This window comes from Flavobacterium glycogeni (genome assembly GCF_048286775.1).
Taxonomy (GTDB): domain Bacteria; phylum Bacteroidota; class Bacteroidia; order Flavobacteriales; family Flavobacteriaceae; genus Flavobacterium.
This window is the reverse complement of sequence record NZ_JBLVPV010000014.1, coordinates 18,748-32,137: the sequence shown is the minus strand read 5'-3', so window position 1 is coordinate 32,137 and position 13,390 is coordinate 18,748. Positions and strand designations below refer to the sequence as shown.

General features: G+C 32.4%; 13 protein-coding genes. 6 read left to right on the top strand and 7 right to left on the bottom strand.

Annotated features, from left to right (window positions below):
- Positions 1-107 precede the first annotated feature (107 nt).
- The gene (locus ACNQGX_RS12160; protein WP_417976589.1) at positions 108-791 is read left to right on the top strand and encodes a cell division ATP-binding protein FtsE; all 684 of its coding nucleotides are present in this window, start codon (positions 108-110) and stop codon (positions 789-791) included.
- Positions 791-1,681, top strand: coding sequence for a glycosyltransferase family 2 protein (locus ACNQGX_RS12155; RefSeq protein ID WP_417976587.1), 891 nt, complete (start codon positions 791-793; stop codon positions 1,679-1,681). The genes ACNQGX_RS12160 and ACNQGX_RS12155 overlap by 1 nt, the downstream gene beginning before the upstream one ends.
- Here ACNQGX_RS12155 and ACNQGX_RS12150 read toward each other — a convergent pair.
- From ACNQGX_RS12150 to ACNQGX_RS12140, 3 genes are read right to left on the bottom strand one after another with little or no spacing between them, the layout of a single operon-like run.
- The gene (locus ACNQGX_RS12150) at positions 1,678-2,778 is read right to left on the bottom strand and encodes a glycosyltransferase family 4 protein (protein WP_417976585.1); all 1,101 of its coding nucleotides are present in this window, start codon (positions 2,776-2,778) and stop codon (positions 1,678-1,680) included. The genes ACNQGX_RS12155 and ACNQGX_RS12150 overlap by 4 nt on opposite strands.
- Entirely contained in the window at positions 2,775-3,167 is a 393-nt protein-coding gene (locus ACNQGX_RS12145) for a sugar 3,4-ketoisomerase (RefSeq protein ID WP_282714996.1), read from the bottom strand. The genes ACNQGX_RS12150 and ACNQGX_RS12145 overlap by 4 nt, the downstream gene beginning before the upstream one ends.
- A complete protein-coding gene (locus ACNQGX_RS12140) occupies positions 3,164-4,291 on the bottom strand; it encodes a glycosyltransferase (protein ID WP_417976583.1) in 1,128 nt (375 codons plus the stop codon). Before ACNQGX_RS12140 ends, ACNQGX_RS12145 begins: the two co-directional genes overlap by 4 nt.
- Before the next feature lie 36 nt (positions 4,292-4,327).
- On the opposite strand from ACNQGX_RS12140, the gene ACNQGX_RS12135 reads away from it, so the two are divergent.
- Positions 4,328-5,467 carry a glycosyltransferase gene (locus tag ACNQGX_RS12135; protein ID WP_417976581.1) on the top strand — a complete coding sequence of 380 codons (1,140 nt, stop codon included), beginning with the start codon at positions 4,328-4,330 and terminating at the stop codon, positions 5,465-5,467.
- Between the two features lie 16 nt (positions 5,468-5,483).
- Here the strand turns inward: ACNQGX_RS12135 and ACNQGX_RS12130 are convergent, their stop codons facing one another.
- From ACNQGX_RS12130 to ACNQGX_RS12115, 4 genes are read right to left on the bottom strand one after another with little or no spacing between them, the layout of a single operon-like run.
- A complete protein-coding gene (locus tag ACNQGX_RS12130; protein WP_417976579.1) occupies positions 5,484-6,758 on the bottom strand; it encodes an O-antigen translocase in 1,275 nt (424 codons plus the stop codon).
- Position 6,759: 1 nt separating this feature from the next.
- On the bottom strand, positions 6,760-7,890 hold the full coding sequence (locus ACNQGX_RS12125; RefSeq protein ID WP_417976577.1) for a DegT/DnrJ/EryC1/StrS family aminotransferase: 1,131 nt from the start codon (positions 7,888-7,890) through the stop codon (positions 6,760-6,762).
- A complete protein-coding gene (locus ACNQGX_RS12120; protein ID WP_417976575.1) occupies positions 7,887-8,888 on the bottom strand; it encodes a GNAT family N-acetyltransferase in 1,002 nt (333 codons plus the stop codon). The genes ACNQGX_RS12125 and ACNQGX_RS12120 overlap by 4 nt, the downstream gene beginning before the upstream one ends.
- 35 nt (positions 8,889-8,923) lie before the next feature.
- A complete protein-coding gene (locus ACNQGX_RS12115; RefSeq protein WP_417976573.1) occupies positions 8,924-9,526 on the bottom strand; it encodes a trimeric intracellular cation channel family protein in 603 nt (200 codons plus the stop codon).
- Between the two features lie 207 nt (positions 9,527-9,733).
- Here ACNQGX_RS12115 and ACNQGX_RS12110 point away from each other — a divergent pair, with 207 nt between their 5' ends.
- The 3 genes from ACNQGX_RS12110 to ACNQGX_RS12100 all read left to right on the top strand — a co-directional run bounded on the left by ACNQGX_RS12110 (position 9,734) and on the right by ACNQGX_RS12100 (position 13,335).
- A complete protein-coding gene (locus ACNQGX_RS12110) occupies positions 9,734-10,519 on the top strand; it encodes a TrmH family RNA methyltransferase (RefSeq protein WP_417976571.1) in 786 nt (261 codons plus the stop codon).
- 112 nt (positions 10,520-10,631) lie between these two features.
- Positions 10,632-11,033, top strand: a complete 402-nt coding sequence (locus tag ACNQGX_RS12105) for an acyl-CoA thioesterase (RefSeq protein ID WP_417976569.1) — start codon at positions 10,632-10,634, stop codon at positions 11,031-11,033.
- An 82-nt stretch (positions 11,034-11,115) separates the two neighbouring features.
- Positions 11,116-13,335 (top strand): RelA/SpoT family protein, encoded by a 2,220-nt coding sequence (locus tag ACNQGX_RS12100; RefSeq protein ID WP_417976567.1) that lies wholly within the window; start codon positions 11,116-11,118, stop codon positions 13,333-13,335.
- The last annotated feature ends 55 nt before the right edge of the window (positions 13,336-13,390 follow it).

The window sequence follows — 13,390 nt, the reverse complement described above, 5'->3', positions numbered from 1 at the left end:
ACTTTCACATATTATTTATAATTATCAGAATTCTATCTAATTGAATAGAATTTATTTTGAATAGAACCGTTATCTTCTTACTTTTACCCAATAAACAAATGCAAATTATGTCACAATCCGTACTGTCTTTAAAAAATGTAAATATTTATCAAGAAGGAAAATCTATTTTAACAGAGGTAAACTTGGAGGTAAAACACGGTGAATTCCTTTACATCATTGGAAAAACAGGTTCCGGAAAAAGTAGCTTAATGAAAACTTTATATGCTGATTTAGCTTTAACGGAAGGAGAAGGTCATATAGTAGATTTTGATTTAGCCACTTTGAAAGAAGATGATATTCCGTTTTTGAGAAGAAAGATTGGAATCGTTTTTCAAGATTTCAAATTACTACCGGACAGAACTGTAAAAGACAATATGTTATTTGTTCTAAAAGCTACAGGCTGGATTGACAATGACGAAATGCAACGAAAAATTGATGAAGTTTTAGACAAAGTAGGGATGAAAGAATTTGGCAATAAAATGCCGCATCAACTTTCAGGTGGTGAACAACAGCGTGTTGCCATAGCCAGAGCTTTACTCAACGACCCTGAATTAATCCTTGCTGACGAACCAACAGGAAACCTTGATCCACAAACCAGTGCCGAAGTTTTAGAAGTATTAAAAAGCATCAATGCTAACGGAAAAACCATTATTATGGCAACACACGATTATGCATTATTGATGAAATTCCCTTCGAAAACATTGAAATGTGAAGATGCGAAAATCTTTGAAGTGGTTCAGAGAACGGCATAATGCTTTCCATTCTTGTTCCAATATACAATTACAATGTTTATCCTCTTGTTTTAGAGTTGCACAAACAATGTATGGATTGCGGAATAGATTTTGAAATTCTATGTCAAGATGATGCTTCAAAATCAAATTTGAATGCATGTAATGAAAATGTCAATGCATTATCAAATTGCAGTTTTGTCTCCTTAAAAGAAAATCTGGCACATCGTGAAAACAGAAATTCCCTTGCTGAGCAAGCAAAATTTGATTATTTGCTTTTTATCGACGGGGACTCCATCATTATTCATGACCATTACATAAAAAAATACATTGAAAATCTTCATGCTTTTGATGTTGTTTATGGCGGTAGGTTACATCCTGAAAAATGTCCCTCTAACAACCAAAAACTACGTTGGAAATACGGAAGATTTATTGAGGACAAATCTGCAACAAACCGAAAGAAAAAATCGTATCAATCATTACTTTTTAATAATACCGTAATTAAAAAAGAGTGTTTCAACAAAGTAAAATTTGATAAAAACATAAAAAAATACGGTCATGATGACACCCAGCTTTCGTATCAATTGAGTGTATTGCAAGCCAAAGTAAATCACATTGAAAATCCTGTTGAACACGGAGATATTGATACAAATTTGGTTTATCTGAATAAAACTAAAGAGTCTTTAGAAAATCTGATTTCGTTATACGAAGAAGAAAAAATTGATATTGAATTTGTAAAGCTTATTCAATTGTATCATTTTTTAAAAAGAACAAAATCCACTTTCATCATTTCAAAAATACATTCCGTTTTAGAGAAATATCTTTTACAAAATTTGACCGGAAAGAATCCTAATTTATTCCTTTTTAATTGGTTTCGAGTTGGCTATTTATGCTCGATAAATCAGAAAAATTAATTCTTTTTCATTCCAATAAACAATTGATTCCAAGTTTCCATAATAGCATCGATATTGTATTTTTCGCTGGATAATTTTGCCCTTTTTCCCATTTCCCTTCTTAATGTCGTATTTTCGATTAAAGTCTCAATTGCTTTTACATAATCTGATTCGTTCCCATTTTCGATCAAAAATCCGTCTTCATTTTCAGAAATTATTCCTCTTGGACCGCACGGACAATCATAAGCAATACAAGGCAATCCAGAAGCCATTGCCTCAATTAAAACCATTCCAAAACCTTCAAATCGAGATGTCATTAGACAAAATGAGTCTTCAGAATATTTTTTATCAATATCTTGAACTGGTTCATAAAAAACTACATTGTCCGAAATATTCAGATTTTCAGCTAACAATCGTAAATTAACATTCTCAGATGTTTTTCCATAAATTTCCAACATCCAATCCGGGTGTTTTACAACTACTTTTTTCCAAATTTGTAACATTCTGTCAAATCCTTTTTCATACGTATGCCGACCAACTGCAATGACTTTTTTATTTTCTAAAGCACTGGATTTTTCAGAAGTGAACCATAAGGGGTTTGGAATGACAATCGTGTTATTTATATTCCATTCTGCAATGCTTTCGCTCGTCACAACAACAAATCGATCGTATTTCTTTATCCCGGTTTTTTTAAAAAAATAAAGAAAACCAGATCTAACTTTCGTCAAAAAATCATTCTTTAATACTCTTTCTTCAATAAACTTTGAACTGTGCATTTCTAAAACTAGAGGTACTTTATTTTTTAAAATAAAAGGAATAAAATACGCTTTTAAACCATTATCACAAACAATAATAACATTGGGTTGAATTGCTTTAATTTTACTTTTTAACCCCTTCGCAAAAGAATTAAAAAATTGAAAAAAGTTACCTTTCAATAGTAAATCGTGAAAAATAATATTGGAATTAAAAGAATAAAACAGAGGAGAAAAACCCTCGTTTTGAGTCAGAATATGAACTTCATATCCTAATTTTTCAACAAGGTAATTGGCTTTTATCGAAAGGACTCTGGCTACACCACCTTCATTATTTATGTTGGGAACAATGTATAAAAGTTTCATTTTTTAGAAATCAAAAATTCATCAAAATCCCGAATATAATCTTCTTCATCGAACACATCAGATGCTAAAACCAAACAAACTGCTCCGGAAGAAAAATTTTCTAATTCCCTCCAAATGTGATTTTCTATAAATAATCCTTTGTCAGGTTTATTCAATGTAATTGTTTTGACTGAACTTCCATTCTTTAAAACCACATCAAAACTTCCTGAAATAGCTATCAATATTTGTTGGAGATTTTTATGGGAATGTCCTCCTCGTTTTGAAGAACTTGGAATATCATATAGATAATAAACTCTTTTTATATCAAAGGGAATGGAACCGTTTTCCATCACAGCAATGTTTCCTAAGGTATTTTCTATTTTTGGAATGTCAATTATTTTTACATTCATAATTCTAATTTAGTTATATTTAAAAAACCTTCCATTTTCATTAGTTCTAACCATTGCTGACCAATTGTTTCCAGTAAAAAAGGCTTTATACTTTCTAATGCATTTTGCTTGCAATGGAGATATAAAGATTGATCTGACTCTAGTAAATTCATTGCTTCCGTAAGTTTTTGCAAGTTTTGATTTTCTACTAAAATCCCATTTTTTTTATCCTTAATAATTACACTTGGTCCACAGGGACAATCAAATGCTATAACGGGAGTTTCACATGCTAAAGCTTCTAAGAGAACATTGGCAAATCCTTCGTTTTTACTCGTCAATACCAGAAATTTAGCTTTAGAAATATACTTAAAAGGATTGTTTTGGTATCCTAAAAAATGCACATATTCTGAAATTCCATTCGCTTCTGCTATACTTTTCAATGGGGTTTTATTGCCTTTTCCCAGTATTATAAGATGAATATTTTTTTTAGGTAATATTGAATTTGCATAACTCAATATTAACTTATCAAACTGCTTTATTGTACTCTCATATTGACCTATCGCAATGATATAATCAAATTCAACGTCAATTGATTCTGTACACTTTTCGTTAACTTCCTCTAAATTTACCGGATTAGAAATAGTAATAACGTTTTTTAAATTATGTTTCTGCTCTATCAACTCCTTCATTTCTTTCACAATAGCAACATTCGCATAACAATGATTGTACATAAACCTGGTCAACAAAGAGTTCTTAGGCATATAATGATCTATCAAAAAACTATGAACTGTAAATATCGTTTTTGTGCTATAAATAAATCGCGATAAAATTAACTCCTGAATAGGTTTAATTCTAAAACGGAAATCTATTATGTAATCAAAATCATTCGCATTTAAACAATTTCGCAAAGCAATCAGTCGCTTGTATTTATTCAAAAATCCATTTTTGTTGTCCTTTAACAACCCTAAATTGACAAGCTTCCCAGAATAAGAATACGACACTTCATCTAAAATAATGATGTTATAAACGTCTATTCCTATTTTATCAAAAAAAATTGACAACATAGCCATAACTTTTTCGCTTCCGCCTCCACTTAACCGGTACCCAATTAAAGCAATTTTATACTTAAAGTTTTGTTTTATCATTGCTGATTGCATATTTTCGTTACAAATATAATATTCATGCGAATTTTACTTATCGGAGAATATAGTCTTTTACACAATTCTTTGAAGGAAGGGTTAGTTCAACTTGGACATGAAGTAATTTTAGCAGCAAATAGTGATGGTTTCAAAAACTATCCCGTTGATTTAAATTTTGAAGCCAAATGGAGTAAATTTAAGTTAATTAATATACTTAGACAAATTATTTATCGCCTTTTTAAATATGACTTTGCGACTTTAGAATATGGAATTCGCTTTTATTTTTTACTTCCAAAATTTAAAAATTTCGATGTAATTCAGTTCATCAATGAAGCTCCTATAAAAACAACAAAGAAATTTGAACTTTTCTTGATTAAGAAAATTTTCGAATCTAATAAAAGGGTTTTTATTTTGTCCTGCGGCGCTGATTATTTGAATATGAAATTCGACATAGAAAACAAAACCAAAAAATCAATTTTACAACCCTTTTTTCTTAATCCAAAACTAAATAAAGAGTTTGATCCATTATTTGAATATTTAAAAGAAAATCACAAAAAAATACACGATTTTGTTTTGGAAAAATGCAGTGGAATAATCGCAACCGATTTTGATTATGTTGGTGCCGTAAATAAAAGTTCGAAATATTCCGGTTTCATTCCATACCCAATTAATCACACAAAATTAATGTTTCAGCAATTGAACATTGACAATAAAATCGTGATTTTTCTTGGTATAAATGAATGGAGCTACAATCAAAAAGGCATTCCTTATTTTGAAAAAGCACTTGAAATCATAAAAATAAAATACGGAAACAGAGTTGAAATAATTATTACAAAAACAGTTCCGTATCCGATTTATATCGATTTATACAACAAAGCACATATTTTATTAGACCAAACTTTTAGTTGCGACCAAGGATATAATGCACTGGAAGCCATGGCAAAAGGAAAAGTCGTATTCACTGGTGCCGAAAAAGAGTTTGTACAACATTATAATGTATCCGAACGAGTTGCTGTAAATGCTTTGCCTGATGTGGATTATTTAGTAGCAGAATTGTCATTTTTGATTGAAAATCCCGAAGAAATTATTGCAATTGGCAAACGAGCACGAGCATTTCTGGAGCAAGAACATGATTTTATAAAAATTGCTAAGCACTACTTAGAAACTTGGAATAAAGCTTAAATTTTTATCTAAAAAACTAAAACAAACTCTTTCTGAAATAAACAACCAACACCAACAAATAAATAAAATTATCAAAAGCCTGAGCCATTACAAGTCCCTGAATTCCAAATAAATCAACTAAATAAATACTTGAAAAGTACAAAACAAGAAGTGAAAATATTTCGGAAACTATAAATGCTACAGTTAATTTTTTTGCGAAAAACTGATACCCTAAAATCAAAGAAGCTACTTTTAGAACATCACCTGCCAACTGCCAAAAAAACAAAGTCGTTACCGGTAGAAACGCATGGGTAAAAAGTAGATTAACGATAAAAAATCGTAAAAAGTAAAGCACCGTTAATACTATTATGAAAACAGGTAAAATATTTTTGAAATAACTCCAAAAAACACGTTTTGTCTCCAGATTGTTTTTGGCGACAGCCAATTTCGGCAAAAAATAAACAGTCAAAATTGTAGTAACAAACAACATATAATATGTGGAAATGCGTGTCATTGTTTCCCAAAAACCGGCTTGTTCCAGTCCAACATTCTGGATAACATGATTTCTGATTAACAAATACACCAAAGGTCCTAAAACTGTTGAAACCAAAGCCATTAAAGAATAAGACGATAGATTTTTCAGCACCTGATAATCAAACTGATACATACGAATCGTTTTAAAAAAATTGATTTCCTTGTTTATGTAATAAAATGTCACAAAAAACAATAAAGCTGGCGAGAATACTAATGACAGCAATGCACCTAGAGTTTTATAGTTCAAAATCATACCTATAGAAACCAATAAACCAATGGCATTCCCTATTATGTTGACCCAAATAACTCTTTTGAATTGCCCTAAACCATTAAGTACAGACAACAAAAAGACAGAAATTGCGTACCAAGGCAAAGCCAAAGCCAGTACTTTGAAAACAATCGCATACTCAAAATTATTTCCAAATATTTGACTGTTCCAATAAGACGCAAAAAAATATAAGACGCCACTTAAAACAGTCGCAATACATACCAAACTAATAAAAACTGTGGTAATTATTTTTTTAAGCTGATTCTCATTTTTATCGTTTTCAGCAACATATTTTATAATTCCGTTTTGAAAACCTAAAGTCGAAATGCCTTCTAAGGAAGTTAAAAAATTTCTCAAATTACCAACTAAAGCCATTCCGCTTGGACCTACAAAAACAGCCAATAATTTTGAAGTAATTAACCCAATTCCAATTTTTAAAATAACGCTTAAACTATTTAAAGACGTAATCTTAAACAGCTGTGTCTGTGCTATTTTTTTAATAAATTCCAATTTAGTATTTATTTAAAACTGCAACAATAAAACTCACCTCATCAATTGTCAAGACTGGGCTTATAGGCAAACTCAACACTTCATCATGAATTTTTTGGGTTATTGGAAAAGACAAATGATTCCATAATGATAATGCTTTTTGATTGTGAGGCGCAACGGGATAATGTATTATCGTTTGAATATTATTCTGATGTAAATAGTTTTGCAACTTTATTCTGTTTTGGGTTCGAATGACAAACAAATGAAAAACATGATTATTTGATAAATCCCAATTTGGCAATCGTATTTTATCATTTTTAATTTCAGACAAATAGCGTTTTGCAATTACTCTACGTCGTTGATTTTCAATATCTAAATGGGGCAATTTCACATTAAGGAAAGCCGCTTGCAATTCATCTAATCTTGAATTTATACCTACATAGTCATTATAATATTTCGTTTCAGAACCATAATTCCGGAGTGATTGAATGACTTTTGCCAACTCCGAATCATTTGTGGTAACTGCTCCCCCATCTCCCAATGCGCCTAGATTTTTCCCGGGATAAAAACTATAGGCTACGCTTGATTTTTGATTTTTGATTACTTCGTCAGTTCGACCTGCGGTCTCGGGTGCTGATTCCTGGTTTCTGATTGCACCGTGAGCCTGAGCCGCATCTTCGACAACCAACAAATCATTTGCAACAGCAATTTCATTTATCGCATCCATTTCTGCCAATTGTCCATAAAGATGAACTACCAGAATTGCTTTGGTTTTTGAAGTAATCTTTTGTGAAATTAAATCGGGATTGATGTTGTAGGTTTCTAATTTTGGCTCGACCAAAACAGGAATTAAATCTGCTTGTAAAATAGCCAAAATACTTGCTATGTAAGTGTTTGCAGGAACAATAACTTCATCACCTTTTTGCAATTTCCCTAATTGTATGTAGCCTTTAAAAATCAGCACCAAAGCATCATAACCATTCCCGGTTCCGATGCAATATTTCGCACCACAATAGTTGGCAAAACTGGCTTCAAATTCCTGGACTTCATTTCCTAAAATATACCAACCATTGGCTAAAACTGTTTTCAATTTTTCCTGAAAAGCAGTTTCATACGGTTCGTTTATTTTTTTTAAATCAAGAAATGGAATCATTTGGTCAGTATATTTTTTGATTTAGTAAAAAAGGTATCTAGCTTAACATAATTAGCCGTTTTGACTTCATAAAAATCGTGAATTATTGTACTGGCTCCAAAACTTTCTTTCCAATAAGACAATCCATCATTCAATAATTTTCCTTGCGCTTCATTAGAAATCCCAAAATCAAAAAATCGTTTATTGGCAAAAACATCTGTAATTAAAAAATGATATAAAAAGTCTAAACTTCCTAGATTTTCATCGTTTTCATATTTAGAAATGTATTGACAATGTGCTACAGTTGGAGTTTCAAAAACAGTAGTTCCTGCTACAATTTCATTATTGTGATATACATTAAACTGCCTGATATCATTAGGAAAAAAACTTTTCAACAAGTGTATTTCTTTCAAAGAATGAACAGGTTCTGCATGGTGTCTTTCCTCTAAGTTTGGAATCAATATTTCATTCCAAAACAATTCAAAATCACTTTCTTCTTTGATAACTAAACCCTTTGCAATTCCTTTTTGAATGCCTCTTTTTCTAATTTTTGAAAAATTATTCTTCTGTGATAAATCAATCACAGACAAGCAATCTCGTCTTACCAATTTGGCTTCAGCCAAAAATAAAGCATATTGAATTTCTTCGGCAGGTTTTGCATGATAAATAGTTGGAATCGTTTTTAGATGCAGTTTCTCTATTTTATTGTCATTTAGAAACAACAAAACAGACCTAAAAGCATTAATTATAGTTGTCAATTTTGACTTATCACTATAAACCAAGCCACCATAAGTCAATCCTTGATGCGAAAAAATTTCATTCCTAATTTTATTCGCTGGCAAAACAGCAACCAATTTTTCGTTCTCAAAAATCATCAAAGAGAAATCCTCGAATCGATCTTTGTGGTATTCCATAAAATCACGGTGAAATAAAAAGGTAGCGTTTTTGGCTTGACCAATAAAGGCATTCCAATTTGTATAATCGCTTTCCTGGTATTGTTTGACGGAATAATTTTTCACTATTTGGTTTTAGACTTCGTGAAATTAAGCATTTTTTATTTATTCTCTAAAGGGGATAAATACCATTTGAATTTCACTGCCATCAAACGAACCGAAATAATAACTAAGGATGTCGCTAAGTATAAAACATCATTTTCTAAATTAAATTCCCGAAGGATAAAGAAAACAATTCCACCCAGAATACAAATCGTTGCATAAATTTCCCTTCTGAAAATAACAGGGATTTCAGTACACAAAATATCGCGGATAACGCCTCCAAAACAAGCTGTCATGGTTCCTAAAGCTACACAAATAACCGGATGAAGCCCTATATTAATTCCTTTTTCAAGACCTATTAAAGTAAAAACTCCTAATCCAATGGTATCAAATAAAAACAAAGAAGTTCGCAATCGGTCGAATTTTTTTCTGAAAATGATGGCCAATACAAATCCGATAATTATAACATAAACGTATTTTAAATCCAGCATCCATCCCACAGGAGTTCGCCCAATCATAATATCACGCAACGTTCCGCCACCCACGGCAGTTACAAATGCAATAATAAATACACCAAAAGGGTCCATTTTTTTATTCATTGCCGTCAAAGCGCCAGACATGGCAAAAGCCATCGTACCGATGATGTCTAATAAATGGAACATGATGTTTTTGGATTTAAAAATGGATAAAAAGAATGCTATTTATTAAATATAATTCGGACAAAATTAAAGAAAATACTCGTGTAACCAACTCATATTGTCTACATTTAATCCACGCCTGTTTCAGTAGATAAATATTCGAAACCAAATATAGAAAACTGAATTTTCTCTATGTATCTTTGTTTCCTATAAATTAAATAGTTGTACCTCTTGAAACAAATCACTTCGATACAAAATCCATATATAAAATCTTTAGTGCAATTGCAGGAAAAAGCAAAAGCTCGTAAACAATCCGGAACCTTTTTAATTGAAGGAAAACGCGAAATTTCTATTGCCATCAAAGGAAGTTATGAAATGGAAATGCTGTTATTTTTACCTGAAATTTGTTCTGAAGCTGAAGCCAGACAATTATCTAAAAATGCAGAGCTGATAGAAATCAATAAGGAAGTCTATCAAAAACTGGCTTATAGAGATACTACTGAAGGTATTTTGGCTGTAGCCAAAACCAAATCGCTGCAATTATCTGATTTGAAATTATCTGAAAATCCATTGATTCTTATTGCCGAAGCACCGGAAAAGCCTGGGAATATCGGCGCTTTATTGCGCACTGCCGATGCTGCTAATCTTGATGCGGTAATTATTGCCAATCCAAAAAGTGATTTATACAATCCAAATATTGTGCGTTCCAGTGTAGGCTGTTTATTCACCAACCAAATTGCTACCGGAACAACATCAGAAATTATTGCTTTTTTGAAAGAACGAAAAATTAATTTTTATTGTGCGACTTTACAAAACTCAACTTCGTATCACACGCAAGATTACACCACGCCAACCGCTTTGGTTGTAGGGACGGAAGCCACTGGATTGACAGAGGAATGGAGAAAGGAAGCGACTCAAAATATTATTATTCCAATGCAAGGCGAAATCGATTCTATGAATGTTTCGGTTGCAGCAGCCATCTTGATTTTTGAAGCCAAAAGACAAAGAGGGTTTTAGATCACCGATTTTAGTTATGATTTTCAGGATTTGGATTTTAAAAGAGCCAACGAATAATTGCCTACAACAACTATATTTTTCAAAAAACAACAAACTATTTTATATCCTAAAAATGAATTTAGAAGAAAAAATCGCACAAGCTGAAACCAGAATTTTCAAAACCGTTTTCCCAAGCACAACCAACCATTACGATACTTTATTTGGCGGAACTGCCATGTTGATGATGGATGAAGTGGCTTTTATAGCAGCCACCAGGTTTACCAGAAAAAGATGCGTAACCGTTTCATCTGACAGAATTGATTTTAAAAAGCCCATTCCTGCCGGAACAATTGTAGAACTTATAGGAAAAGTATCAAAAATAGGAAACACAAGTTTAGATGTGAAAGTGGAAATTTATATCGAGCAAATGTATAGCAATCATAGAGAAAAGGCCATAACAGGGAATTTTACTTTTGTTGCATTGGATGAAAACAAAAAGCCAATGCGCATTTTAGACAATAATGAACCAGTATAGATCCTTTATTATTTTCAAATCCTAAAATCTTCTTGTTTATTTCATTACTTATTGTTATTTTTAGGAATTGAACCATGCCGTTATGACAGAAATAGATTTAGAAAAAGAAAATAAAGCAATTGCTCAAGAATACAAAGAATTACTTCGCATAAGCTACCAAACCTTAACTCCGGAAGGCAAAAAACTTATTCGTAAGGCTTTTGATGTTTCAGTAGATGCGCATAAAGACCAACGAAGAAAATCAGGAGAAGCTTATATCTTTCATCCTATTGCTGTGGCAAAAATTGTTGCCTCGGAAATAGGTTTGGGAGCCACATCCATTGCCGCTGCTTTATTGCATGATGTTGTCGAAGATACGCTAATGACGGTTCCGGATATCGAACGTTTGTTTAATCCAAAAGTAGCACAACTTGTTGAAGGTTTGACCAAAATATCCTTGGTTCAAAAGGATTTGAATGCATCATTACAAGCCGAGAATTTCCGGAAAATGATTCTTACACTGAATGATGACGTTCGTGTAATTCTGATAAAACTAGCCGATCGTTTGCACAATATGCAAACTATGGAATCGATGCAGGAAGACAAACAAACCAAAATTGCATCGGAAACTTTGTATATATACGCTCCATTAGCGCACCGATTGGGTTTATACAACATCAAAACTAAACTGGAAGATTTAGGATTAAAATATACGGAACCTGCAGTTTATAATGATATTGTAAGCAAAATAAAAGAAACCAAAGAAGAGCAAGATACCTATATTGCTGATATTACAGCCGTTCTAAAAACAGCTTTGGATGAAGAAGGAGTCGAGTATATTATAAAAGGGCGTCCAAAATCTATCTACTCCATTCGTCGAAAAATGAAAGCGCAGAACGTAAGCTTCGACGAAGTGTATGATAAGTTTGCGTTGCGCATCGTTTACAAATCAAATCCTCATGACGAAAAATTTCTTGCCTGGAAGATATATTCTATTGTAACAGATCATTACAGACCAAGTCCAAGTCGTTTGCGTGACTGGATTTCGTCACCAAAATCTACCGGTTACGAAGCGCTGCATATTACTGTAATGGGACCAAAAGGTCGCTGGGTCGAAGTTCAGGTTCGAAGCGAACGCATGGACGAAATTGCCGAAAAAGGATACGCAGCACATTACAAATATAAAAATGGCGCTACTGAAGAAAGCGGTCTGGATGTTTGGCTAAACTTATTAAAAGAAGCCCTGGAAAGTTCAGAAACGAATGCAGTAGATTTTGTGGAAGATTTCAAAATGAATTTATATTCTAAAGAGATCTTTGTATTTACTCCAAAAGGAGAAATAAAATCATTGCCTAAAGGCGCCACTTCACTTGATTTTGCTTTCAGCATTCATTCTGAAATAGGAATTAGAACCAGAGGAACGCGTGTCAATGGGAAATTAGTTCCTTTGAACTTCGAATTAAAAAGTGGCGATCAAATTGAAGTTATCACCTCGCAACATCAAAAACCTACAATCAACTGGCTAGATTATGTAACCACTTCCAGAGCCAAAACGAAGATAAAAAATGTTTTAAACGAAAACACCAAGAAAATTGGCGAGGAAGGAAAAGAACTCCTTACTCGAAAACTAAAACATTTAAAAATAACGTTAAACGAATCAGTGGTTAACGAATTGGTTAACTTTTTCAAACTAAAAACGAGTTTAGATTTATTTTATAGAGTAGGAATTGGCGCTATTGAAAACCAGCAACTCAAAGACTACGCAGCACAAAAAAGCAATACTTTCATTAATTTTTTCAAAAATAAAATGAAACGTTCGCCAAGCACTGCTGATGAAGATATCCATAAACCAATCATAAGCAGTAACTATGATTTACTTGTTTTTGGTAAGGAACATGACAAATTGGATTATAAATTATCGCCTTGCTGCAACCCAATTCCGGGTGATGATGTATTTGGATTTGTAACGATCAACGAAGGAATAAAAGTGCATAAAAAAGATTGTCCGAACGCCATTGGGATGCAATCTAATTATGCCTACCGAATAATGACCGCCAAATGGATTGACTCTTCACAAGAAGAATTCAAAGCCATCATAAACATAACCGGAATGGATGTTTTAGGACTTACAAACCAATTAACAAAGGTGATTTCAAACAATATGCATGTTAATATTCAGAGTATTTCCTTAAGTACCGATGCAGGAATTTTTCATGGTCAAGTTGCGGTAATTGTTCGAAACAATACCATTTTGAAAAAAATGATCAACAATATCAAAAAAATTGACGGAATCGATAAAGTAACAAGGGTTTATAAAACATAGAAAAAAATCCAGTTTTTAGTTTCAAATCTCCGTTTATTCAACCTGAAACTAAAAA